The organism is Pseudomonas sp. LBUM1649 (assembly GCF_059716155.1).
The window spans coordinates 2,510,891-2,535,537 of record NZ_CP166807.1; the positions used below are offsets into that span (position 1 = coordinate 2,510,891).

Sequence of the window (24,647 nt, forward strand, 5' to 3'; positions counted from 1 at the left end):
CGCTGAGGGCCGCTTCGCGGCCCAACGGGGATAAATCCCCTCGCCACAAGCGGCCTTGTTACAAGGCCGGGTTCTGATTGCTGAGGCAGGCGAGCATGCACGTCGGGTCGAGGACCTCCTGGTTCACATAGACGCCGTGTTCGGCGTCGTAGGTGCGAATGAACACGCGAACGGTGGTATCGGCCACCGTTGGCAATCGGGAATCGTAGAACACGTGCTGGCTCGAAACCGGGGTGAATGTCTGGGGCGATGTTGGGATGTACGATCCCGGTGGCACCGTGCTCAGGGTCGGAGGAACCGGATGGGCAAAGGGCTGATCCGCTCCGTAGTAGTTGAATTCACTGCTTGATTCTTCGGTTTGCATCGCACTGTCGTCCGCCTGTGCGCTGCTGGCAGCCAGGCAGAGGGCAAGCAATAGCGTGGGTACGGTCGTGTTCATGGCAGCACCTGCGGCATCGGTTTTCGCGCATTTCCCCAAGGTCATTAACTATAGCGTTCCCGTGGGTGAGCGTTGGCGAGGCGCGGATTACAGAATCGCAACAATGCTCCGATGGGGTGGTTACCAGCCATGGACTAGACTCGGGCCGGTCAAACCAATACTCGATTCTGGAGCGTGCAATGGAAATGCCGACAAAACACCAAGCCATCGCCAGCAACCGCGATGCCTGGAATGATTCCGCCCGTCACCACAAGGACAGCTCTGAATGGCAGGCGCTCTGGCGCGCTGTGGAACGCGCGGATTTTTCCTGCCTGGATGAAACCCTGACCGGGGTACTGAACCAGGTCGGCATCGACGGCAAGGACGTGCTGCAACTGGGCTGTAACAACGGCCGCGAAAGCCTGTCGCTGTTCGCCCTGGGGGCCCGTCATGTGGTGGGGGTGGACCAATCCGCGGCGTTTCTCGAACAGGCGCGGGAGCTGGCGTCACGCTCGCCCCATTTGCCTGAGTTCATCGAGGCCGACATTCACCACCTGCCACCGTCACTGCAAGGGCGCTTCGACGTGGCCCTGGTCACCATCGGCGTGTTGAACTGGATGCCGGACATCGGCGAGTTCTTTCGCCATGCGGCGCAAACCCTCAAGCCCGGTGGCGCGCTGGTGATATACGAAACCCACCCGTTCCTGGAAATGTTCGACCCCGAGGCAGCCGATCCCTACAGCATGGCCAGCTCGTACTTTCGCCGCGAACCTTTTGTCCAGAACCAGCCGATCGTCTACGAAGGCAAAGTCGAGCAACAGGCCGCCCCGTCCTACTGGTTCGTCCACACCCTGGGTGCGATCTTCAGCGGCGCCATCGAAGCGGGGCTGCAGATCAGCCATTTCAGGGAGTACCCGCATTCCAACCGCGAGGAACTCTATGATCGCTACCAGGCGCAGGAGGCGCAGTTGCCGATGTGTTTTACCTGGGTGGCGGTGAAGCGTTGATCCACGCGTTGGTGTAGGGCATTTGTTGCAGGCTTGCGGGCGAACTAGACGCCGCGGAGTGCCTGCTGCACCAAACCCACTGCGGGCCGCTATCCTTGGCCCACGCTCATCGAACGGGTTCTCCCATGCTTGAAGTCCAGGGTGTCTTCAAAAGCTACGCCACCCCGCAAGGCCCATTGCCGGTTCTGCAAGGTGTCGACCTGACCCTCAAACCCGGCAGCAGCCTGGCGTTGATGGGCGAGTCGGGCAGTGGCAAGAGCACCTTGCTGCACCTGATCGCCGGGCTGGACAAGGTCGATCGCGGCAGCATCCGCAGCGGTGAACATCGGCTGGAGCAGATGAACGAAGGGCAACTGGCGAGCTGGCGCCGCAGCGAGATTGGCCTGGTGTTCCAGCAGTTCAACCTGATCGGCAGCTTGCGGGTGGAGGATAATCTGGCGTTTCAGGCGCGCCTGGCCGGCCGCTATGATCCGCGCTGGCAGGCGCATCTGGTGCAGCGCTTGGGCTTGGGGGAGCTGCTGCGGCGTTATCCCGAACAGCTCTCCGGCGGCCAGCAGCAACGGGTCGCGCTGGGACGAGCGCTGGCATCACAACCGAAACTGCTGCTGGCCGACGAACCCACCGGGAGCCTCGATGAAGCCACCAGCGACGAAGTGCTGAAGTTGCTGCTGGAGCTGCTCGACGACAGTCCGACGACCCTGCTGATGGTCACTCACAGCCCCAGTGTTGCGGCACGAATGGCCGAAAAGGTGGTGCTGCACGGCGGTCGACTGGCGGCTGTGGACGAACGCTGAGATGCGCATTTTTCGCGAAACCTTGCGCGCGCTGCTCAGTCATTGGCGACAGCACCCGGTGCAGTTTTTCAGCGTGCTGACCGGGCTGTGGCTGGCCACCAGCCTGCTCACCGGGGTGCAAGCGCTGAACAGTCAGGCGCGGGACAGCTATGCCAGGGCCAGTCAGCTGATCGGCGGCGAACCTCAGGCCAGCCTGAGTGCGCCCGGCGGCGGGACGTTCTCCCAGCAGTTGTTTGTCGACCTGCGTCGCGCCGGTTGGCCGGTGTCGCCGGTGTTGCAGGGACGGCTGACGCTCAAGGGTCATGAGGATCAGCGTCTGCAGCTGATGGGCATCGAGCCGGTGTCGCTGCCGGCCGGGTCCGAGGTGGCGGGGCAGGCATTGGCCATTGAGCAGGTGGTCGAGTTCTTCACCCCGCCGGGCAGCACCTGGATTGCGCCGCAGACCCTGCAGGCCTTGGGGTTGGCGAAGGGCGAGCGGCCACTGGCGTTGAACGGTCAGGCATTGCCACCCTTGCGCGCCCAGGCTGACATGGCGCCGGGTGTGTTGCTGGTGGACATCGGTTTTGCCCAGCAGATTCTCGGTTTGCCCGATCAGTTATCACGTCTGCTGCTGCCCAGGGATTTCACCGCGACATTGCCCGATCCGTTCAAGGGACAACTTCAGCTCAAGTCCAGCGGCGAAGAAAACAATCTGGCGCGCCTGACCGAGAGCTTTCACCTGAACCTGGACGCCTTGGGGTTTCTGTCGTTCGTGGTCGGCCTGTTTATCGTGCATGCCGCGATCGGGCTGGCGCTGGAACAGCGTCGGGGTTTGCTGCGAACCCTGCGCGCCTGCGGGGTCAGCGCGCGGATGCTGATTGCTTGTCTCGCCGTCGAACTGGGCGGTATGGCCTTGATCGGCGGCGTGGCCGGAGTCGTCAGCGGTTACCTGCTGGCCAGCGTGTTGCTGCCGGATGTCGCCGCCAGCCTGCGCGGGTTGTACGGTGCCGAAGTGGCGGGGCAGTTGAGCCTGAGCCCGCTGTGGTGGCTCAGCGGCGTCGGCTTGAGCATGCTCGGCGCCGCGCTCGCGGGTGCCAACAGTTTGTGGCGTGCAGCGCGTTTGCCGTTGCTGGCCCTGGCCGATCCGCAGGCCTGGCATCAGGCCCATGCGCGCTGGTTGCGCCGCCAGGGCTGGGTGGCAGCGATTGCCTTGGGCATTGCGTTGCTGGCATTGCTGCGCGGTGACAGCCTGGCCAGCGGATTCCTGCTGATGGCTGCGCTGTTGCTGGGCGCCGCGTTGGCGTTGCCGGTGATACTCAATGCCGTGCTCAACGGTCTGACAAGCCGCACTTCTTCGGTGCTCGGTCAGTGGTTCGTCGCCGATTGCCGCCAGCAACTGCCGGCCTTGAGCCTGGCGCTGATGGCACTGTTACTGGCCCTGGCGGCCAACATCGGTGCCGGCAGCATGACCGCCGGTTTCCGCCAGACCTTCAGCAACTGGCTGGAACAGCGGCTGACCGCCGAGCTCTACCTCAATCCACAAAACCCGGCCCAGGCTCGGGAGATGTACGACTGGCTCAAGCAACAACCGCAGCTTTCGGCGGTGTTGCCCAACTGGCAGGTCTCGATTCAATTGCAAGGCTGGCCGGCGGATGTCTTTGGTGTGATCGATCATCCGACCTATCGTCAGCACTGGCCGTTGCTGGAAGCCCTGGACGACAACCCCTGGGACAGCCTGGCTGCAGACGACGCAATGATGCTCAGCGAGCAACTGGCGCGGCGCTTGAAGGTCAAGCTCGGCGAGCACTTGACGATTGCCACGCCCAACGGTCCCTGGTCGCCACGCATCGTCGGGATCTACGCCGACTACGGCAATCCCAAGGGCCACCTGCTGGTCAACGTCAATCACTTGCTGCGCGGCTGGCCGCAACTGACGCCGAATCGCTTCAACCTGCGCATCGAGCCGGCATTGATCGCACCGTTCGTGACCGCGCTGCAAGCCCGTTTTGCGCTGGAGGACAGTCGCATCGTCGATCAGGCCCGGCTCAAGGGTTGGTCGACGCAAGTGTTCGAGCGCACCTTCGCCGCCACTGCCGCGCTTAACAGCCTGACCCTCTGTGTGGCGGGTGTGGCGTTGTTCATCAGCCTGCTGACCCAAAGCCAGAGCCGCCTCGGGCAACTGGCACCGCTGTGGGCGCTGGGCGTGACGCGCCGGCAACTGATGCTGCTCAACCTCGGGCAAACCTGGCTGCTGGCGCTGCTGACGCTGGTGCTGGCATTGCCGCTGGGCATTGCGTTGGCCTGGTGCCTGGACACCGTGATCAACGTCCAGGCTTTTGGCTGGCGACTGCCGCTGCGGGTGTTTCCCCTGCAATTGCTGCAGTTGATGGGGCTGGCATTACTGGCGACTTTGCTGGCGTCGGCGTGGCCGCTGTATTCGCTGTATCGCACACAACCGGCGGACCTGCTGAGGACGTTTGCCCATGAGGATTAAGTTAGGGGTATGGCTGGTCATAGCGTTCCTCGCCGGTTGTGATCAGTCGGCGCCGGATGAAAAGGGCTTCGCGGGCCTCGGTAATCAAGCGACCGCTTTTACGCCGGTGGTGCCAGGGCGCGTGTTCAGCTTCCCGGCGGATCACGGCCCTCATGATGGCTTTCGCATCGAATGGTGGTACGTCACCGCCAACCTCAAGGATGAGCAGGGCCGCGAGTTCGGCGCGCAGTGGACGCTGTTTCGCAGTGCCTTGAAAGCGACGCCCGAGGCGGCTGGCTGGGGCAACCAGACAATATGGCTGGGCCACGCGGCGGTAACCTCGGCCTCGGTGCATCATGCCGCCGAGCGTTATGCCCGTGGCGGCGTGGGACAAGCCGGCGTGAGCCTGACACCGTTCAATGCGTGGATCGACGACTGGCGTTTCAGCAGTCAGGCAACGGGCTCTGATCCTCTGGCCGATCTGCAACTGCGCGCCCGCGACAAGGCGTTCAGCTATCAACTGCGGCTGACCTCCAATCGTCCCCTGGTGCTGCAAGGGGACAAGGGTTTCAGTCAGAAATCCGAACAGGGCCAGGCGTCGTATTACTACAGCCAGCCGTTTTTCCAGGCCAGCGGCACGCTGGAGATCGACGGCAAGGGTTTCCAGGTCAGCGGCCCCGCGTGGCTCGACCGGGAATGGAGCAGCCAGCCCCTGACCGCCAACCAGAGCGGTTGGGACTGGTTTTCCCTGCACCTGGACAGCGGCGAGCAGGTGATGCTCTATCGCATGCGGCAAAAGGACGGCGAACCTTACCTGACCGGAACCTGGATCGACGCCCAAGGGCAGACGCAAATGCTCAACGCCGCCGATATCCACCTCACCCCGCAGGATACCGCCAAGGTGGCCGGGCGTTCGATGCCGGTGCGCTGGTCGATCCAGATCCCCGGCAAACACCTCGATATCGTCATCAGCGCGTTGAATCCCGATAGCTGGATGGATCTGCGCATTCCTTACTGGGAGGGGCCGGTTCAATTGAGCGGCAGCCATGGTGGCCAAGGCTATCTTGAAATGACCGGTTATTAGAATCTTTGATTTTCGTCTTCATGCAATCAACCGGAACTCCGCCCGGCGTCCACCTCTCTACCGTACGAACGCCCCTGCAGGAGCCCGCCATGCGCGAAGACCTCACACCGCCCGACCTTGACACGTGGCAGCGCCTGTTTGAAGACGAGGCCTACTGGCAGCAGTCCCCCGACTCCTATTACATGGATTTACAGCGGCTGGCAGATGATCTGTTGGGGCAGGGCGCCATTGATCTCGAACAATGGCAGGAGCTCAAAGCCCGGGCGGAGCAATCTCACAAAGACTCGCCGGCGATCAACGTAGCCCGGGAACTCGATGATCCTGAAGCATGACCGTCAGCGGCGAATCGACCGCGCAATAAACCGCGAACACTCCCTGATCAGCGTCTATGCTCATCCCTCACACGGCGTTGAACCTTCGCTTGCGCGCCGTTTGTCATCTTCAATCACAGGGAATGTTCTGCCTATGAAACTCAATGCATTGACCAAAGCCGTCACCCTCGCCACCTTGCTGTCTGCCGCCAGTTTTAGCGCCGTTGCAAAAGACATTCCGTTGTCCGCCGTCGTGGAAGCTGACGAAATCAGCACCAAAGTTGTTTCGGTCGATGCCGCCAAACATCAAGTGGTGCTTGAGGGGCCGGAAGGTCGTCAGGTCCATGTGCAACTGACCGAGAAGGCGAAAAACCTCGGCCAGCTTAAAGCCGGTGATCAGGTCGACATCAAGGTCACCCGCTCCGTCGCGGCCTACCTCGACACCGATGTCGACAAGGGTTTGCCGGGCAGCTCGGAGCGTGCCGGTGAAGCCCGCAACGCACCCGGTAACGCCCCTGGCGGCGAAGCTTATCGCCAGGTACAAGTCCAGCTGCAAATCACCGACATCGACCAGAAGAAAAACCAGGTGTCCTTCAAGAACCCGGCGGGGCAGACCAAAACCATCACTGTCGAAGATCCGAAAGTTCAAGCCAAGCTGAAGGACCTTAAAGTCGGGCAAAGCGTCTACGTGACATACACCGACATACTGCAGGTGACCAGCAAATCCGGAAGTTGAGTGAGCTACCAATTGATTGTTCTTGTACAACTTTTGTATAGGAACAATCAATTATTCTGGTCGAACTAGTGGGTATAAGTTGTTGGTTTGAATTGCGTTTTAGTCGACATCTTATAAAACATGTATCGGCAAATTTCATGTTTAAGACGCGGACATATCCATAAACATCTATTAAAATACACCCCGTTCGCCCAGTGTCAGGGTTCTTTACCAGTGCATGGATTGCCGAGGCCATAGCACTGGGCGAACACTTTTTCTCGAAGTACGACTGCACTTTAAAAACAAATGAAGGGCGCAGTTGTTGTCTGATGTGCAATATCCCCCGGGCTTAAACTTGTAACTGACTGTTATGTGTTTTGCCTGCCGTCCCGAGATGGAGTGACGACGACATGAAAATCCTGATGGTTCTAACGTCCCACGATCAATTGGGTAACACCGGCAAGAAAACCGGCTTTTGGCTGGAAGAATTCGCTGCACCCTATTACGCCTTCAAGGACGCTGGCGCTCAACTGACCCTGGCCTCGCCCAAGGGCGGCCAGCCACCCCTCGACCCCAAAAGCGACGAACCGGATGCGCAAACCGACGCCACCAAACGCTTTCGCCAGGACCCTGCGGCTCAATCCGCTTTGGCCTCAACCGTCGTGCTGGGCACGGTGAAGGCCGGGGACTACGACGCAATCTTCTACCCAGGCGGCCATGGTCCGCTCTGGGACCTGGCCGAAGACCGTGATTCGATCGCTCTCATCGAAGCATTCTACAACGCCGGCAAACCGGTCGCGGCCGTCTGCCATGCGCCCGGTGTATTGCGCCATGCCAAAGGCACTGATGGCCAGCCACTGGTCAAGGGCAAGCGGGTGACGGGGTTCACCAACAGCGAAGAAGAAGCGGTACAACTGACCAAGATCGTGCCATTCCTGGTGGAGGACGAACTCAAGGCCAAGGGCGGGATTTTTTCGAAGGGTCCTGATTGGGCGAGCTATGTGCTGACCGACGGCTTGCTGCTGACGGGACAGAATCCGGCGTCTTCACAGGCCACGGCGGAGGCTTTGCTGGCGAAGTTGAAATGAACACCACACCGTTGTAGGAGCCAGCGGTGCGGCGATCCGACTTGCCAGCGAAGAACGATGACATGAGATTTCAGATACACCGCAGCGCCGAGATCGCGGGCAAGCCTCGCTCCTACAAGGTAATGCCCTTCACTTAAGCGATGGGACCCACAATTGTGGCGAGGGGATTTATCCCCGTACGGCTGCGAAGCAGTCGTAAATTCGAACAACTCGGTCTGTTTGAACGGACGCTGAGGGCCGCTTCGCGGCCCAACGGGGCGGTGCGACGTTTCGATAAATCCCCTCGCCACAGATTTCGTGCTCGCCTTAAAATTGTCTTAAGTGAACAGCATTACGTTCCTACAGGGGCTGTTTAGTGACCCAATGCGGCAAGACACTGCTCGATCGAGCGCTGTTGCGTTTGTGCATATAACTGCAGTTCATCGATCGTCGAACGCCCCAGGGCTTTTTCGAACGCCTGCTGGTTGGAGTGCACGCCGTAGTGGGTTTGCGCGGCATCCCCCAGGTTTGACTGGAAAATCCCCGCCGCGCTGACCGGCAGGAAGTCCTCGTAGACCAGCGGTTCAACTTGCAGATACCCGGCGCCGACCAGCTCTTCGAGCGTCAGGGTTTTCACTTCAGCCGCAGCCAGGCCTTTTTCCGTCACAAAGTAACGAAAGAACGCCAGTTCCTGTTGGCGCATGCCCTCATAGGTGTCAGGAAACTCGCTGAAGTGTTGCGCCATCAATTCGTTGTAGCGTGTGGCGTTGGCTTCGTTGGGGAAGTCCTTGAGTTCGTCCCGCGCGGCATTGAGCAAGCGGTCGTACAGCGCACGGCCTTTAGACGTCAGTGCGGCGCCGCGTTGTTCGATTTCACCGAACCGGGCGCTGTGGCTGCCGCGCGTGTCGGATTGATCGGTGAAAGCGACCGGTTCGTCGAGTGCCTTGAAACTGGTCTGGCGCAGCAGGATAGGGCACTGCCGGCGGGGCGGACCTTCGATCACCGCTTTGGGGGTGATACCGTGCGCCGGCATTTGCGCCTGCACGATGTCGATGTCCAGGGTGCGCGGCGTCAGGTGATTGATGTGCGGTCCCTTGAACGCCACCACATCGGCAATCAGGCGATGCTGGGCGCTGAGTTTCTGATATTGCTCGGCGGTGACCGTAGCGCTGTGGTGCCAGCGGAAGGTTTCCAGTGCCTGCTCGACGAATGTCCTGGCTTCCTCTTCGGTCAGGCCGCCCTGGCTTTCTGCGCGATCGATGAGCGCCAGAGCAGCGGGGGTGAAGATCGAACGCTCGTCCAGCACCGACTGGGCAAAGGCCCGCAGCTCGAGGTCTTCGATCAGTTCAAGGCGCAGCAGCGAGGTGAACACACGGAACGGGCTGACCTGCAAAGACGCTTCATGCACCGCGCGAAACGCCGTGGAATGCACCGGCACCCCGGCCGGGGTCAGGTCGTAATAACCCACCGGCTGCATACCCATGACCGCGAACAGGCGGGCGAGGGTGGCCAGTTCAGCGGCGGTGCCGACTCGGATTGCACCATGGCGCTCAAAGTCGAGGCGCTCGATTTCTCCGGTGCTGTTCAACCGCTGGGCCACTTGCGGGTCGTTGTCCAGCACGTGGCGGTTGGTCTGTTCCACCAGTTCCATCAGCGCGCCGTACAGCGGCACTTCTTCGCGGTACATGTCGGACATCGCTTTGGAGAAGCGTTGGCGGATCAGGTCGGGGCTGACGAAGCTCGGGTGGCTCATGAATAGGATTCCTGGCGCGTTGACGTGAAGGATGGGAGAAAAGATCGCAGCCTTCATCGACGCCGGCAAACGAAGTTTCTGACGAACTTCATTCTGCAAAGGACTGCCAGTTCAGTGCAGTCGTTGATCCTGGGGGCTTTCCGAGCGCAGCGATGCCAAAAACTCCCGATACAGGTGCGCCGAACCGGCAGGCGCTTCGACCATCGGCATGTGCCCGATGCCTTCCCATATTTCCACCCGCAAATCCGCCAGGCCCTTGCTCCAGATGGCCACGCTGCTGACATCGATCAAGCGATCCTTGCGCCCCCACAGCAACAGCGCTGGCGCCTTGATCGACGGCAGTTTTGGCTCCATTGGCGGGCTCGCGCGAAAGTCGCGGAAGATTTCTTCCAGTTCGTCGCGCGCCTGTTGATAGCGATGGGCGAACGCGTCCAGCACCACGCGCGGCACCCACGGTGGTTCGGCCATGGTCATGCCATAGAAATATTTGAATTCTTCCCGTGAGTGGATCAGGAACGGGTTGTGGCCCTTGGCCAAATGCCGTTCCAGGTCACTGGGTTCTGGCTCGGCCACCCCGGCAGGGTCGAACAGGGCGAGCGAGGCAATGCGCTCCGGATAGTTGGCCGCCAGCCAGGCCGCGATGTAGCCGCCCATCGAGTTGCCGATGACATGCACCTTGTCGACCCCGCAGACATCGAGCAACTGGATCATCCGCTTGGCCTGCAGCGCAATGTCGTAGCCGCCACCCGCCTTGAAGCCGGTTTCGCCATGCCCGGCGATGTCGGGAATGATCACCCGGTAGTTGCCGACAAAGTGCCGGGCAAAACGCAGCCACAGGTTTTTGTCGGCACTGAAGCCGTGGAGCATCAATACATTGCTGGACGCCTCATACGGCCCGCCTTGCCAGGTCGAGACGGTCATTTCGGGGATGGGCACGACGATCTTGTGCAGTTTGTACAACCTGGCCTCGACGGCCACGCTCAAATCATACAGCCAGTACCCGATGGCCGGGTAGCTCAACCAGCTCCAGGCGGCGAAAACCGCGATAGCGACAACCAGTAAAAGCATCAGCGTCTTCCTTCTATCTGATCAGGACACTATGTGATCGGCCGGTTTCAGGGTTCGGGTCAAGCGGTGAAAGCTGAAACTGAACCCGGGAAACATGGCAATCACATGACCGCTCTTGCTTTGATACCAACTGTGGCAGCCTCCTGACTTCCACACCGTGCGTTCCATTTCTCTATGGATCATTTCAGTGTAGGTACGTTCTGCCTCGGAGCGTACTTCGATGCTGCGCAAACCGCGTGCTTTTAACGTGCGAATGCAGTCGAGGATGTAGTTCATCTGCGATTCGATGATGAACAGCGCCGATGTGTGGCCGATCCCGGTGTTCGGTCCGGTGACGATAAACAGGTTGGGGAAGGCCGGCAGGCTGGTGCCGAGGTAGGCCCTCGGGTACTGCGCCCAGACGTCTGAGAGGCGGGTGGCGTTTTTGCCGGTGACGGGGTAGGAAATCACCCCGTCGGTGGCGTCGTAACCGGTGGACCAAACGATCAGGTCCAGGTCGATGTGCTGGCCGTCCTGCATGACGATACCGGTTTCATCGATGGCTTTGACGCCCTGTTCGCGGCTGTGCAATGTCACGTTGGGGCGGCCCAGGGCGGGGTAAAGCGTGCTCGACAGAATCACCCGTTTGCAGCCGAGCGTGTAGTCGGGGGTCAATTTTCGCCGCAGTTCGGCATCCGGTACCTGGCGTTTGAGCAAACGCAGGGCTTGCTGCTGGACCATGCGCACTGCGGGCCTGGAGTATTTGAAGGCAATCACCCGGGTTTCAAACTGCCAGTAGATCATCCAGCGCAGCAGCTTGTAGGCCGGTTTGAGCCCGAGCAACCAGCGCTGGAAACGGCCGAAGGTGCGGTCAGCCCGTGGCAGCACCCAATGCGGCGTGCGCTGGAATACATGCAGGTGCTCGACGTCCGGGGCTATCGCCGGAATCACTTGGGCCGCACTGGCGCCACTGCCGACGATGGCCACTCGCTTTTGCCGGTAATCGTAGGAATGATCCCAATTGTTGGTGTGAAAGGTTTTGCCCCCAAAGCGTTCCTGACCTTCGAAGTGCGGGACCACCGGTTGGCTCAGGGGGCCGGTGGCATTGATCAGGAACTGCGCATGAAACTCGCCCTTGGTGGTGTGTACCGCCCAGCGTTTAAGTTCTTCGTCCCATTCGACGAGCTCGACATTGGCCTGCAGTTCTACCTTGCCTCGCAAGCCGAAGTGCTCCACCACGTAACGGGTGTAGCGGTGCAGTTCAGCCTGTTTGGCGAACATCTGCGTCCAGCGGTAGGGGGCGAAAGACAGCGAATAGAGCGGCGAGGGCACGTCGACCGCGGCGCCCGGGTAGGTATTCTGGCACCAGGTGCCGCCGAAGAAATCCCGTCGTTCCAGCAAGCGAAAGTCGGTGATGCCGGCCTTGAGCAAATTGACCGCCGCGCACTGGCCGCCAAAACCGCTGCCAATGATCAGCACTTGAAAGGTCTGCATGGGCCTCCTTTTCAACGTTGTGAATCAATCCTTACCTTCATGTATAGCCGTTTCTGCGGGCGCTCGTCCCGCCAGCCGGTGATGGCTATTTGACGTTACCCTGTTAGACTTCGAGCACACCCTGCAATCGCGGTGTGAACAGGTTTCGTTCTGTGGTGCAGAGGTCCCAATGGGAAAGATGGGAGGAAAAGGACTTTCACTGGCCAGGAGGCTCTACACATCGCGAATCCTCGGCCTGGTGTTGGGTTTGATATGCGTAAGTGTGGCGATGTACCCGTTGGACCCGGCGCCATGGGTCTGGAGCTTGATGCTGTTCAACGGCTTGCTCTGGCCGCACCTGGCCTATCAATGGGCGCGTCGGGGCAAGACGCCCTATCACGCCGAACACCGCAACCTGTTGGTCGACGCCTTTATGGGCGGCTTCTGGGTCGCCGCAATGCAGTTCAATCCGCTGCCCAGTGCAACGACTATTTCCATGATGGCGATGAACAACGTGGCCATCGGCGGACTGCGTTTTCTGCTGGCGGGCACTGTCGCGCAGGTGCTCGGGATTGGCGTCGGCTGGTTGATCTTCACGCCGCTGTTGATCCCTGAAACAACCCAGCTTCAGCTCTACGCCTGCTTGCCCCTGATGTGTTTTTATCCGCTGGCGTTGGGCTTGATCTGCTTCCGCCAGGCGCATACCCTCGGCCAGCAAAAGCGTGAGCTGCTCGCCCTGAGCCGCACCGACAGCCTGACCGGCCTGCTCAATCACGGCGCCTGGAAGGATCAGCTGGAGATCGAATTCCAGCGCTGCCAACGCCAGCATCAGGGCGGGGCTATCGCCCTGATCGACATTGACCACTTCAAAAGCATCAATGACACCTACGGCCACGTTGCCGGTGACATCGTGCTGCGCCAACTGAGCAAGATGCTCAAGCAGAACTTGCGGGCCACCGATGTGGCCGGGCGGTGTGGCGGCGACGAGTTCTGCGTGATCCTTCCCGACCTGCCCCTGAGCAGCGCCGCTGCGGCCATGGACGCCTTGCGTGACCGCTTCGCGACCTTGGGTTACGAGCAAAACCCGGCACTGAAAGTCAGCCTGAGCATCGGCCTGGCGGCCTTCAATGCACGCCATAGCGATGCGACCCTGTGGCTCAACGATGCTGACCAGGCGCTGTACGAGGCCAAGACCACGGGGCGCAATCGCGTTATCTGTTGCAGTGATGACCGACCGCATCACGAGCTGCTCGACTCGGTCTGACCTTCACCGCTGAATCCCTGTGGTGGCTTGCCAGCGATGGCGGCCTTATAGCCGACCAGTCGCTCACGGATGTACCCAATCTACTGTAGGAACTGGCCAGCGATGGCGGCCTCATAGCCGACCAGTCGCTCGCGGTTATACCCGATCTATTGTGGGAGCGAGCCTGCTCGCGAAGGCGGCCTGACAGCCGACCTATGTTTTGTTGACTGAGTACATATCCATTCCTGCGGTAACGGCCACTTATGGTTTCGCCCTTACGGCGAGTCCCTTGTGCGCCCAGCATGGGCGCCATCCTAGAGGTGAAAGTCCTCTCTTAAGCTGGCCACAGCGAATGAAGCGAAGCGCAACTGCATGAGGGTGACCGAGTGTGGGAAGGAAGCGTGGAGCGTAAACCGCGAGCCGAGGTACACGAACCGCATCTGAGGCGTCACCGGTCAGGGCGAGCAGCCAAGGTTCTGCGAAGCTCTTGTGGCCAAAGTGCCGGGGACGTAAATGCGGCGGTTGTGCGGTGAAGGATGGCGTTCTTACCTGGGGAGATCTCGCCTCATGCCTGAAAGGGCGACGGCGCAAGCCGGAGCGAGAAGTCAGCAGAGGCCGTAGTAGCTGCGTTGCAGCGAAGGGCTGAACGAGAAGGAGTGAGGTTCACCATGGCGATACAACAGGCCTTGCATCAGATGCCCGGGAAACCGGGGCGGGACGGAGCTGCGACGGGTGAAACCCGACGCGAAGCGTCCAGCGATGAAGCTGGTTGTCCGCGTCATGACCTGAACCGCATGGGGTCAGGGCTTCTGCAAGAAGCCCTGACCAGAGAAAACCTGCAACTGGCGCTTAAGCGAGTCCGGTTCAACAAAGGTGCTGCGGGCGTCGACGGTCTTGGGATCGATGAGACGGTCGAGCATCTGAAAACGGCCTGGCCCGTGATACGGGCGCAGTTGCTGGCGGGAACGTATCGGCCAAGCCCGGTGCGTAGGGTTCTGATCCCCAAACCGGAGGGTGGCGAGCGCAAGCTGGGCATTCCGACGGTGACGGACAGACTGATCCAACAGGCGCTGTTGCAGGTTTTGCAGCCTCTGCTGGACCCGGGATTCAGTGATCATAGCTATGGGTTTCGTCCCGGTCGCAGCGCTCACCAAGCGGTACTGGCGGCGCAGCAATATATTCATTCGGGGCGGGACATTGTGGTGGACGTCGATCTGGAGCAGTTCTTCGACCGCGTTGATCATGACCTGTTGATCGCTCGACTGAGCAGAAAGGTAACCGACCGAGGCGTTCTGCGTCTGGTCCGGGCCTATCTGAACAGCGGGACGTTGATCGATGGCGTAGTGCTAGCCAGTGAACGAGGGACGCCGCAAGGCGGCCCACTTTCACCCTTGCTGGCCAATGTATTGCTGGACGAGGTGGACAAGGAGTTGGAGCGACGAGGCCACTGCTTCGTCAGGTACGCGGACGATGCGAACGTTTACGTCCACAGCCTCAAGGCCGGTCAGCGGGTAATGGCAGTGCTCCGTCGCCTTTATGATCGACTTAGGCTGCAAGTGAACGAGAGCAAGAGCGCGGTTGCCAGTGCGTTTGGCCGCAAGTTTCTGGGCTACGGCTTTTGGCTGTCAGCTCAAGGCGAGATCAAACGCTGGGTGGCAAGCAAGGCGCTACAGACGCTCAAAAGCCGCATCCGACAGCTGACGTCTCGTAATGGAGGCCGAAGCCTGTCGCAAGTGGTGGAAGGTCTGAGACTGTACCTACTGGGTTGGAAAGCGTATTTCGGTTTATCGCAAACCCCACGCCTCTGGCACCGGTTCGATGAATGGATCCGCCGACGACTCAGGGCCATCCAGCTCAAACAATGGAAAACCGGAAGGAGAACGTACCGTGAACTGCGCAAACTTGGAGCAGGGCCTGACTTGGCCGCGGCGATAGCCAGCAACAGCCACAGGTTCTGGCACAACAGTGTCGGTCTGATCCATGGAGTGCTTACGGTGGCGTGGTTCGACCGATTGGGTCTACCTCGACTCTGCTGACCTCAACTTCTCGAACCGCCCGGTGCGGACCCGCATGCCGGGTGGTGTGGCAGGGGCGCGGCCAGATGGCCGCCTCCTATGCCGATTTGGCAAACGCCCCAAAAGGAACCAAAAGGTCTCGCCCCAGCGTCCGGCCCCTCGCTAAGGCTCGGCGTTCCTTCGCTCCGGCATTCATCCGGGGGCATCGCCTCCGGTCGGCTTCGCTTCGACCTCCTCTCGATGTGTGCGGCTTCGCCGCACGGCGCTACGCGCCCACCCCCCGGATGAACGCCTCCGCTCAGCCTCCCGAAGGGGCGGGTGGATCAAAAGCAAAAGCCAAAGCAACATCCAGAGCCAGGGCAACAGCAACAGCAACAGCACGTGGCGCACAACTATCCAAGACGTTTCCTACATCGCTCCTTATTGCCACGTTTCAGCATCGCCTTCTATAGTTCCGGCTCGCTGCAAGTTCTGCGACGATCTTGGCCGGTCGAATACCAGGGAAAACTCATCAATCAGGAGCTACCTACATGTTCGACCAAGTCATGCCCCGTTACCTCCCCATCGACACCTACGACGCCGTCAACCCGGTGCTCTTCATAAACACCCACAAAGAACTCAGCGACATGGCGGCCTGCGCCATGCACCGTTTCACTGTAGTGCGCGACCTGGCGGATACTTTATCCAGCCTCAATCTCAAAGACATTTCCGATTGCGATCTGACGCGGGTGACCCGTGCCGTGCATCTGCTCATGCGCGAAGGTTGCGCCGTGCTGGATGTGATCCAGGCTCGGGCGTTGCAGCGGGAGGAGGGGTTCAAGGCTACGGTCTGACGGGAAAAAAACAGCATCAAGCTCAAAGATCGCAGCCTGCGGCAGCTCCTACAGGATAGATGCCATTCCAATGTAGGAGCTGCCGCAGGCTGCGATCTTTTCGGCGTCGGCCGTTACTCTTTAACGTGCATAAACTCTTGCGCCCAACGGATGTATTCCTCCGGCTGCGTGTAGGTATGCGTCAGTTCAGTCGCGTTCAGGTCCGACGCCTGGGTAAATATCTGACGCTGTTCGCGCAGGCTGTCGTAAGTCGCCTTGATCGCGGCGAAGTAGGCACCGTGGCCGTCGATGACGACGCGCACGCCCAGTTCGGCAAGGCGTTGGTCATCACGCAACAACGGATTACCGTAGGTCACCAGCATCAGCGGCACGCTCAGGTGCTCGGCGATCTGTTCCAGGTGGTCGAAATCCTTTACCCCCACCATGCAGATTCCGTCCGCGCCCGCGGCCTGGTATTGCTTGGTGCGGCTGATGATTTCCTGGACCGGCAGAATGCCTGCATGGGTGCGGGCGATGATTGCCATTTCCGAGTCGCACCGGGCTTCCAGTGCCGCGCGAATCTTGCCGACACCTTCGGCGACCGTGATCAGGTCGGTGGATTTACGGCCGAATTGTGCCGGCAGCAAGGTGTCTTCGATGGTCAGGGCGGCAACACCGGCACGTTCAAGCTCGACGATGGTGCGCATGACATTGAGCGCATTGCCGTAGCCGTGGTCGGCGTCAGCGATCACCGGCAATTGGGCGACGCGGCCGATACGGGTGGCCTGCTCGGCAAACTCGCTGAGGGTGATCAAGGCAAAGTCAGGGGCGCCCAGTACCTGCAACGACGCGACCGACCCACCGAGGATCCCCACCTCGAACCCCAGGTCAGCGGCGATGCGTGCCGACATCGGGTCGAAGACCGACGCGGTGTGATAGCAGGTGTTGGAGGCGAACAGTTGGCGAAAATTGCGGCGCAAATCTTGATGAGAAAGCCTGGACATATGAGTTCCACCAATGGAAATGGAAGGGCTTGAGCAAAAGTGTCAACGCCGAAGATGTGAAAGGCTATCACGCGGGCAGGTCTGGAATGATGACGAATTTACGGGTTTTCCCGCCAAAGACGTCAATCTCGAAAACAGGCAGGGTCAGTTACGCCGCCACGGCCTGCTGCTGTCGATTGGGCAGCGGCACCGCACGCACCGAGTCGCCGGGTTGCAGCTGCAGGCGTTTGGCGGTGAGGCGGTCGACCATCAGGCTGTTGCCCGTCAGTCGCGCCGGGCCGGCGGTGATGCGGCAATTTTCCAGGCGGCGATTGTGGATCAGCCAGATCGGTGCCTGGTCGTCCGGGTTGCCGATGGCCAGTTGCAGGTGTTGACTGTCGCGCACGGTTCGAATGCTCGAAACCGGTGATTCAATGACCGGGCCCGCGTCGAAGATGTCGATGTAGCCCTGATGGGAGAATCCCTCGGCAGTGAGGATTTTCAATGCCGGCTCTGAATTGGGATGCGGCTTGCCGATCACAGCCTGGGCCCGTTCGGTGAGCAGGCAGGTATAGAGCGGTTGACGTGGCATCAACTCGGCGATGAACGACTTGTTGCCAAGCCCCGACAAATGATCGGCATGACTGAAATCCATCTTGAAAAAGTGTCGGCCCACACTGTCCCAGAAAGGTGAGCAACCCTTTTCGTCGGCACTGCCGCGCAGCTCGGCGATCAGTTTCTCGCCGAACAGGTGCGGGAACTCCGCCGCCAGCAAAAGGCGTCCCAGCGAGAGCAGTCGGCCGTTACTGCCCCAGCGTTGATCGGGGCGCAAGAACAGCGAGCAGAGTTCCGATTGTCCGGTCATCTCGTTGTTGAGGAACAAGGTCGGGATCTGTCGCGATATACCCAGGTCCGGTGAAGAATTGACTGTCAGCCCGACACGATAGTTGTACCACGGCTCGCGCAGGCCAACCGCCCCGGTCATGGCGCTGACGCCGACCACTTGCTGGTCGTCGTCTTCGAGCACGAACAGGTAATCGGCGTCGGCGCGTTCGACCTGTTCGGCGAAGGTCCTTTGGGCCCAACGCAAGCGGTGGGTCAGGCGCTCTTCGTTGACCGGCAGGGTCGTCAAGCCGCGGCCTGCCAGGCGGCCCAGCGCGAGCAAGGCGGGCAGGTCGGTCACCTGAACCGGACGGACAATCATGTTGCGCTGCCTTTTGCACGCCCATTCGGGCGTTGTCGACGGGGACCCTGGCGTTTAATGCTCACAGGGCGATCAGCCGGATCGTGCTGCCTTCAGTCACCTGCAGTGCCTGGCACATTCCGGTGTCCAGAACCACGGGTTGCCCGGCGCGGTAGTCGAGATCGGCGACGATGGCGCGATAGTGCCCAAGCGAGTCGTTGCTGACCAGATAGCGGCCACGGGCGTCAATGAACGAACCGGCTTTGACCAGGGCAGTCTGGCTCTGCGCGATCGAGCGAATGTCGACGGTGCGTGCATACAGCGTCGGGCCGCCATCGAACAGGTCGACATAGCTATTGGTTTCGAACCCTTCGCTTGCAAGGATATCGAAGGCTTCCTGGCCATCGGGGTGGATGCGCCCGATGCAGTCTTGCGCGGCCTGGGGCAGCATCGGCACGTAGATCGGGTATTGCGGCATCAGATGGGCGAGGAAGGTTCGGCTTTCCAGGCCGCAAAGACGCTCGACCTCGACGTAGGGCAGGTCGAAGAAGTGCTTGCCCACGGCATCCCAGAAGGGTGAGTGGCCGTCATCGGTGCTGAAGCCGACGATTTCGGTGATCACGGCGTCGGCAAAGCGTTTTGCATGCGCGGCAATGAACAGCAGGCGCGCCCGTGACAATAATTCGGAGTGCGCCGTACGCACCAGCGCCGTATCGATATGAAAGCCGCGCAGCAAGGTGTGGCCGTTGAGGTCTTGGCACAGCGACAGAGCAGGCACGCCGTGCTCGATGTTCAACTCGCGCGAGGCGCTGGTGAAATGGCGGTTGCGCAGGCTGTAGAACGGTTCGCTGAAACCGGCCGTGGCGACGATTTCCGAGCAGCCCACCAGGCGCCGGTTCGTCTGGTCTTCCAGCACGAAAAAGTAATTCTGCGGGCCGGGACTCTCGATGTTTTGTTGCAGTGACGTGCAGGAGTCGAAAATCCTGCCGCGCAAGCGTGCGCTGTCATCGGGCAAGGACCTGACGCCCACCAGGCTTTCGCGGGCCAATCGCTGCAACTGGGGCAGGTCGGTTAGTTGCACGGTGCGCAAGACCAGCATGGGTGCACTCCTGTATCAAAGGGCTCGGTAACCGGCCTTCGCATGAGGGCATCCCGGCTCCTGCTGGATGAGGTGTGTCGTTAATCCGTTGAAAACAGTATTTATATAAGGCGCACTACATGTCTAGTTAATTTTTGCGGGACTTTTCCACGGTCGAACGGGCGAGAAATGACTGTCAGCGGCAGACGAAGGGGATGTTGATGGACCGTGTAGGGCGTTGCCGTTAAAGAGCGTTCGAATCGGTGATTTAAGGCCCCCTGACGATCTTTCTTACGGCACAATTGGTCAATGACTGACGGCCAGGCGCCGATTTTCCTTTCTATCCCATAGAGTGATTTTTTTTCGTGCAGGCGACCCGTTTGACCTTGATCTGCCACGCTCGAACCCTTGCACAGAAACTGGCGCGCTTTCCTGTGGACGAACCCCTGGAGATGGATTGGCAATCGGCGCGTGGTTCTCGAGGCGCTCGATTCAAGGAGGCATCGCGCCTGTTATGCGCCCCGGAGTTGCGCACGCGACAGACCGCCGAGCTGTTCGGTAAGCCCGTGGACATTGTCGCGGCCCTGCGCGATTGCGACTTCGGCCGTTGGCGCGGTGTGCGCATCAACGACCTGCAAAAAAACCAGGCCGAATTACTTCAGGCCTGGCTCGCCGACCTGCGCTCGGCACCCCACGGCGGCGAGTCGGTGGCGCAAGTCGGCGAACGCGTCGCCGCCTGGTTGAAAACCCTGGAAGCGGTGCCCGGCCATGTGATTGCCGTGACCCATCCATTCATCATGCGTGCCGCGTTGATGCACGTGCTGCAGGGTTCGGCATTCAACCTGATCGATGTCGAGCCGCTGTCAACAATAGACCTGCAGTTCCATGGTTGCTGGCGGCTGCGGCTGTCGTGCAGCGATAACGAGGGGATGCTGTGATGAAAAAACTATTGGTCATCGGCATCGGCGCCGGGAATCCCGATTACATCACCCTGCAGGCCGTGAAGGCGCTGAATCGGGTCGATGTTTTTTTTATCATGGACAAGGGCCAGAGCAAGGACAAGCTGATCGACCTGCGCCGCGAGCTCTGTGAACGCCATATCACCGATCCGCACTACCGCTTTGTCGAAGCCCAGAGCCCGGAGCGCGAGCGTGGCGACGTGGACTACAGGACCAGCGTCGATGAGTTGAACCTGGCCAAGCAGCAAACCTTCGAGCGGCTGATCAATGAGGAACTGGCCGATGACCAGTGCGGCGGTTTTTTGGTGTGGGGCGACCCGGCGTTGTACGACAGCACCATTCGCATCCTGCAGGCGATCCTGGTTTTGGGCACCTGTGCTTTCGAGTTCGAGGTAATCCCCGGCATTACCAGCGTCCAGGCGCTGGCCGCGCAGCACAAGGTGGCGCTCAATCAAATTGGCCGCTCGGTTGAAATCACCACCGGCCGGCGATTGGCAGCGGGGCAGGTGAGCGATGCCGACAGTCTGGTGGTGATGCTCGATGCCCAGGATGCCTACCATCATGTAGCGGATCAGCAGACAGAGATTTACTGGGGAGCTTACCTCGGGACGCCGGATGAAATCCTCATCAGCGGCAAGCTCGAGGAGGTGGCGCAGCAGATCGAGCGAGTGCGCAAGGCGGCCCGGCTGGCCAATGGCTGGATCATGGACACCTATCTATTGCGCAAGCCCTGAAGCATGCCTCAGGAAATGCGCTTTTCCGTTTGCCCAAACCGTTCCCTGTACACCGATGGCGGCACGCCGACCACGTTGCGAAACGCCACGCGGAAGCTTTCCACCGAACGATAACCACAGTGCTGGGCGATCTGCTCGGTGTGCTGGTCGGTGCTTTCCAGCAATTCCCGGGCACGGCCCAGGCGTTCATGTTGCAACCAGGTCTTGGGCGACTGGCCGCTGGCTTCGGTGAATCGGCGCAGGAAGGTGCGCTCGCTCATGGCGGCTTCGCTGGCCAGGTCGCGAACCTCCAGCGGTTCGTGCAAACGCTCCCGTGCCCACTGCATGACGCGCGAAAGATCGCTGCGCGGCGTAGGACTGACCGGTGTCGGAATGAACTGCGCCTGGCCCCCGGTGCGTTGCGGTGACATCACCAGGCGCCGTGCCACCGAGTTGGCGACCTGAGTGCCGAAGTCCCGCGCCACCAGATGCAGGCAGGCGTCGATGCCGGCTGCGCTGCCGGCCGAGGTGATCAATTGACCCGAATCGACGTAGAGCACGTCGGGGTCCACCAGGATGTTCGGGAAGCGTTCGGCCAGTTCCGCGGTGTAGCGCCAGTGAGTGGTGGCGCCGCGACCGTCGAGCAAACCGGTGGCAGCCAGCACGAACACCCCCGAGCAAATCGATAGCAACCGCGCGCCCCGCGCATGGGCCTGGCGCAGGGCCGTCAGCAGCGCCTCAGGTACGGTGGCATGGCGATCGCGCCAGCCGGGAATGATCACGGTCCGGGCCTGTTCCAGCAATTGCAGGCCGCCATCGGCCAATACCTGAATGCCGCCCATGGCGCGCATCGGGCCTTGATCGACGGCTGCGATTTGATGGCTGTACCAAGGGAAGTCGAACTCTGGCCGCGCCAGGCCGAAGATCTCCACGGCGATGCCGAATTCGAAGGTACACAGGCCGTCGTAGGCCAGGATCGCGACCAGCCCTGGAGAAGAATGCATTTGGCGGAAAATTCCCGGTGAGTGTCTTGTGCGCCACTTTAGCCGCTGGCGACGGGCAGATAAAGTCTGTTCAAACCCACCGACATCCCGGAGCTCTGCCCATGACCAGCCTCGTCCGCGAAATACCCGCCGCCCCTTCGGCCATTGCCTTGATGCATTTCAGCGACCGCCTGACATTCGAGACCGACTGTTCCGACGTCTACGCCAGCCAACAGGCCGGCGAAGTCGATTTTATTCTGGTGGATGTGCGTGGTCCGTTGGCGTTCGACCGGGGGCATGTACCTGGTGCGATCAACATTCCCGGGCGACTGCTCACCGCCGAAGGCCTGCTCGCCTACCCGAAAACCAGCCTGTTCGTGGTCTATTGCGCCGGCCCCCACTGCAACGGCGCGAACAAGGCGGCGGTGAAACTGGCGGCGTTGGGTTACCCGGTCAAGGAAATGATCGGCGGCGTGACCGGGTGGCTGGATGAAGGGTTCGAGTTGAGTGCAGCGAGTGCTGTTATCGGCTGCGCGTGCTGAGGTCCCCTGTGCAGGAGCGAGCGGTGCGGCGATCCGACTTGCCCGCGAAGGCGGCAAGTCCTACGGGGGCACCCACCGCCAACAACCGTTCGGCGATGGTCAGGGTGCCTTACGGCCGCCGGGAGTTCCGCCTGCCGGATGCCGGCTGCAATCCCTATCTGGTCAGCGCAGCGATCATCGCCGCCGGCCTGGATGGCATCGACCGCCAGCTGGAAATCGACCACGTGTGCAACGAAAACCTCTACAGCCTGAGCCTGGAGCAGATCGCCGCGCGCGGCATCAAGACCTTGCCGCAATCGCTCAAGGAAGCCTGCGATGCGCTGGAGGCCGACCCTTTGTTCGCCGAAGTGCTGGGCCGGCAGATCGTTGGCGAATTCATCAAGCTCAAGCGCATGGAGTGGGTGGAGTACAGCCGCCATGTGAGTGACTGGGAAGTGCAGCGCTACACCGAATTTTTCTAAGCGCTACCAGAGGCGCAAAGCCCGATTCGGTGGGTGTTTGCAGGTTCAGTTCAACTCGACGCCAGCGATAACCGACTTTGAGCTCAATGATTTGTTCACGCACCGTTGCGCCTTCGACAGGTACCGAGTCTTGCCAGTCGCTTTCCTGGATCAGACGTGGATGGTGTCTCTGCTGACGAGTAATGAACGAAGCCCCCGATTCCTCGCAGGCCTGCATGACGGGCAGCGTGCAGTAGAGCCGATCGGCCGCCCACAGCTGTCCCGCACTGGCGCGAGCCAACAAGCGAGCCCAATGAAACAAGGAACATCGGCGGGGCCTGTAGGACCTAGCAGTTCTGCTAGTAGGCAAAAACTGAAAAACCGCCGATGCTCAAGGTCCGGCTTTATGGACCTTGCTCGGAGCTCAACCCATGCCTACGTCACCTCGCGAAACCGTATTATGTCGCTACCGCTACGATCCACTGGATCGCTCGATCGAATGGGTGCCAGACAAGCAGGCCGGGATCCAGCGCTTTTACTGCAAAACCCGCCTGGCGACCGAAATCCAGGCCTCCACGAAGCTCAGCATCTTCCAGCATGACGACCAGCTATTGGCGCAACTGCGGCGCGAGGATTTAAAAGTCGACGCCCTCCTGCTGGCGACCGATCAACAACGTTCGATATTGAATGCGCTCGACGCAAACCAACCTTATCCCTTCGCCTACACACCCTACGGCCATCGCTCACCGGGAAACGGTAGGCCTAGCCTGCTCGGCTACAACGGCGAACGACCGGACCCGGTGACCGGGCATTATCATTTGGGTAACGGGTACCGGCAGTTCAACCCGATGTTGATGCGATTCAACAGTCCAGACAGCTTGAGCCCGTTTGGCGAAGGTGGGGTGAATGCCTATGCGTACTGCCAGGGCAATCCGGTGAATCGAGATGATCCAACAGGACATAGGGTACGTCGGGTTGCTCTCTTGGGAGGGGCATCCGTAGGCTTTATCATGATAGGAGTAGGAACTATGGCCTTGGCTATTGAGGCTGATAGTGGACCACAAATGGCATTGGCAGTCCTACCCGTACTTGTTGGAGGCGCGTTGGGATTTGGAGCTTACAAGATCGCCAAACGGGGCTGGCGAAAGTCGCGAAGACCGCAATTTGAGGCGCCGGGTGAACAAATACAGGGGCGGGGGACGAGACCTAATCGTAATCTTGATAATGATATCGGTATTGAGATGCAACGAAGATTTAACAGTAGGCTTGATGGATCTGAATTAGAACCGGCAATGCGTGAATTCGGCGGATTACAAACGCCTCGCCGTTCAAGTTTTTCCGGATCAACTCCATCATCAAGACCGACAGCGCCAGCATCATCAAGACCGATGACCCCTTCACTATCAGAATCGGAATCGCTTCCACCATCATATGATGAGGCGACTAGAAATATTCGCCAACAACCGTAGGCAAATTAGAGTCATTGATCACATGGCTTGAGATTCTCCCAAATGACTCGCCGTAAGGGCCATCCCTTTCAAGGGGGTTGCCCTTTATGGGCCTCCAGCACCCGCT

General features: G+C 60.3%; 22 protein-coding genes and 2 pseudogenes. 15 read left to right on the forward strand and 9 right to left on the reverse strand.

All coding sequences use genetic code 11. The features are described from left to right. Positions 1 to 58: 58 nt before the first annotated feature. A complete protein-coding gene (locus tag ACA058_RS11740) occupies positions 59 to 439 on the reverse strand; it encodes a hypothetical protein (RefSeq protein ID WP_497639222.1) in 381 nt (126 codons plus the stop codon). Between the two features lie 179 nt (positions 440 to 618). Here ACA058_RS11740 and ACA058_RS11745 point away from each other — a divergent pair, with 179 nt between their 5' ends. From ACA058_RS11745 to ACA058_RS11775, 7 genes are all read left to right on the forward strand, one after another. Beyond that, complete coding sequence (locus ACA058_RS11745; protein WP_497639223.1) at positions 619 to 1,425, forward strand: class I SAM-dependent methyltransferase; 807 nt, start codon at positions 619 to 621, stop codon at positions 1,423 to 1,425. A 125-nt stretch (positions 1,426 to 1,550) separates the two neighbouring features. After that, positions 1,551 to 2,219 carry an ABC transporter ATP-binding protein gene (locus ACA058_RS11750; RefSeq protein ID WP_497639224.1) on the forward strand — a complete coding sequence of 223 codons (669 nt, stop codon included), beginning with the start codon at positions 1,551 to 1,553 and terminating at the stop codon, positions 2,217 to 2,219. Between the two features lies 1 nt (position 2,220). Further along, a complete protein-coding gene (locus ACA058_RS11755; protein WP_497639225.1) occupies positions 2,221 to 4,692 on the forward strand; it encodes an ABC transporter permease in 2,472 nt (823 codons plus the stop codon). After that, positions 4,682 to 5,755, forward strand: a complete 1,074-nt coding sequence (locus ACA058_RS11760) for a lipocalin-like domain-containing protein (RefSeq protein WP_497639226.1) — start codon at positions 4,682 to 4,684, stop codon at positions 5,753 to 5,755. The genes ACA058_RS11755 and ACA058_RS11760 overlap by 11 nt, the downstream gene beginning before the upstream one ends. Before the next feature lie 89 nt (positions 5,756 to 5,844). Beyond that, complete coding sequence (locus ACA058_RS11765; protein WP_497639227.1) at positions 5,845 to 6,087, forward strand: hypothetical protein; 243 nt, start codon at positions 5,845 to 5,847, stop codon at positions 6,085 to 6,087. Positions 6,088 to 6,220: 133 nt separating this feature from the next. After that, on the forward strand, positions 6,221 to 6,802 hold the full coding sequence (locus ACA058_RS11770; protein WP_497639228.1) for a hypothetical protein: 582 nt from the start codon (positions 6,221 to 6,223) through the stop codon (positions 6,800 to 6,802). Positions 6,803 to 7,191: 389 nt separating this feature from the next. Next, the gene (locus tag ACA058_RS11775; protein WP_497639229.1) at positions 7,192 to 7,869 is read left to right on the forward strand and encodes a type 1 glutamine amidotransferase domain-containing protein; all 678 of its coding nucleotides are present in this window, start codon (positions 7,192 to 7,194) and stop codon (positions 7,867 to 7,869) included. 352 nt (positions 7,870 to 8,221) lie between these two features. Here ACA058_RS11775 and hglS read toward each other — a convergent pair whose 3' ends face one another. From hglS to ACA058_RS11790, 3 genes are all read right to left on the reverse strand, one after another. Then, positions 8,222 to 9,601: a 2-oxoadipate dioxygenase/decarboxylase HglS gene (gene hglS, locus ACA058_RS11780; RefSeq protein WP_497639230.1), complete on the reverse strand. Its 1,380-nt coding sequence runs from the start codon at positions 9,599 to 9,601 to the stop codon at positions 8,222 to 8,224. Between the two features lie 111 nt (positions 9,602 to 9,712). After that, positions 9,713 to 10,669, reverse strand: coding sequence for an alpha/beta fold hydrolase (locus tag ACA058_RS11785; RefSeq protein ID WP_497639231.1), 957 nt, complete (start codon positions 10,667 to 10,669; stop codon positions 9,713 to 9,715). A gap of 21 nt (positions 10,670 to 10,690) precedes the next feature. Next, positions 10,691 to 12,142, reverse strand: a complete 1,452-nt coding sequence (locus tag ACA058_RS11790) for a flavin-containing monooxygenase (RefSeq protein ID WP_497639232.1) — start codon at positions 12,140 to 12,142, stop codon at positions 10,691 to 10,693. A 169-nt stretch (positions 12,143 to 12,311) separates the two neighbouring features. On the opposite strand from ACA058_RS11790, the gene ACA058_RS11795 reads away from it, so the two are divergent. The 3 genes from ACA058_RS11795 to ACA058_RS11805 all read left to right on the forward strand — a co-directional run bounded on the left by ACA058_RS11795 (position 12,312) and on the right by ACA058_RS11805 (position 16,212). Beyond that, positions 12,312 to 13,385: a diguanylate cyclase gene (locus tag ACA058_RS11795; protein ID WP_497639233.1), complete on the forward strand. Its 1,074-nt coding sequence runs from the start codon at positions 12,312 to 12,314 to the stop codon at positions 13,383 to 13,385. A 647-nt stretch (positions 13,386 to 14,032) separates the two neighbouring features. Next, complete coding sequence (gene ltrA, locus ACA058_RS11800) at positions 14,033 to 15,400, forward strand: group II intron reverse transcriptase/maturase (RefSeq protein WP_497638853.1); 1,368 nt, start codon at positions 14,033 to 14,035, stop codon at positions 15,398 to 15,400. Positions 15,401 to 15,909: 509 nt separating this feature from the next. Continuing rightward, a complete protein-coding gene (locus ACA058_RS11805) occupies positions 15,910 to 16,212 on the forward strand; it encodes a hypothetical protein (RefSeq protein WP_497639234.1) in 303 nt (100 codons plus the stop codon). A gap of 113 nt (positions 16,213 to 16,325) precedes the next feature. Here ACA058_RS11805 and ACA058_RS11810 read toward each other — a convergent pair whose 3' ends face one another. The 3 genes from ACA058_RS11810 to ACA058_RS11820 form a co-directional block, all read right to left on the reverse strand. Then, the gene (locus tag ACA058_RS11810; protein ID WP_497639235.1) at positions 16,326 to 17,195 is read right to left on the reverse strand and encodes an isocitrate lyase/PEP mutase family protein; all 870 of its coding nucleotides are present in this window, start codon (positions 17,193 to 17,195) and stop codon (positions 16,326 to 16,328) included. A gap of 148 nt (positions 17,196 to 17,343) precedes the next feature. Next, positions 17,344 to 18,378, reverse strand: coding sequence for an arginine N-succinyltransferase (gene astA, locus ACA058_RS11815; protein ID WP_497639236.1), 1,035 nt, complete (start codon positions 18,376 to 18,378; stop codon positions 17,344 to 17,346). 61 nt (positions 18,379 to 18,439) lie between these two features. Further along, positions 18,440 to 19,456, reverse strand: a complete 1,017-nt coding sequence (locus ACA058_RS11820) for an arginine N-succinyltransferase (protein WP_497639237.1) — start codon at positions 19,454 to 19,456, stop codon at positions 18,440 to 18,442. Between the two features lie 344 nt (positions 19,457 to 19,800). On the opposite strand from ACA058_RS11820, the gene ACA058_RS11825 reads away from it, so the two are divergent. Then, complete coding sequence (locus tag ACA058_RS11825; RefSeq protein WP_497639238.1) at positions 19,801 to 20,373, forward strand: histidine phosphatase family protein; 573 nt, start codon at positions 19,801 to 19,803, stop codon at positions 20,371 to 20,373. Further along, positions 20,373 to 21,128, forward strand: coding sequence for a precorrin-6A synthase (deacetylating) (gene cobF / locus ACA058_RS11830; protein WP_497639239.1), 756 nt, complete (start codon positions 20,373 to 20,375; stop codon positions 21,126 to 21,128). Before ACA058_RS11825 ends, cobF begins: the two co-directional genes overlap by 1 nt. An 8-nt stretch (positions 21,129 to 21,136) precedes the next feature. Here the strand turns inward: cobF and ftrA are convergent, their stop codons facing one another. Then, positions 21,137 to 22,111, reverse strand: coding sequence for a transcriptional regulator FtrA (gene ftrA / locus ACA058_RS11835; protein WP_497639240.1), 975 nt, complete (start codon positions 22,109 to 22,111; stop codon positions 21,137 to 21,139). Positions 22,112 to 22,212: 101 nt separating this feature from the next. On the opposite strand from ftrA, the gene ACA058_RS11840 reads away from it, so the two are divergent. Beyond that, the gene (locus ACA058_RS11840) at positions 22,213 to 22,632 is read left to right on the forward strand and encodes a rhodanese-like domain-containing protein (RefSeq protein ID WP_497639241.1); all 420 of its coding nucleotides are present in this window, start codon (positions 22,213 to 22,215) and stop codon (positions 22,630 to 22,632) included. 77 nt (positions 22,633 to 22,709) lie between these two features. Continuing rightward, positions 22,710 to 23,093, forward strand: a pseudogene (locus ACA058_RS11845) (type III glutamate--ammonia ligase); the annotation flags it as partial. Between the two features lie 19 nt (positions 23,094 to 23,112). Here ACA058_RS11845 and ACA058_RS11850 read toward each other — a convergent pair. Next, positions 23,113 to 23,376, reverse strand: a pseudogene (locus ACA058_RS11850) (IS4 family transposase); the annotation flags it as partial. A 127-nt stretch (positions 23,377 to 23,503) separates the two neighbouring features. Between ACA058_RS11850 and ACA058_RS11855 the strand changes: the two are divergent. After that, a complete protein-coding gene (locus ACA058_RS11855; RefSeq protein ID WP_497639242.1) occupies positions 23,504 to 24,541 on the forward strand; it encodes an RHS repeat-associated core domain-containing protein in 1,038 nt (345 codons plus the stop codon). Positions 24,542 to 24,647 lie beyond the last annotated feature (106 nt).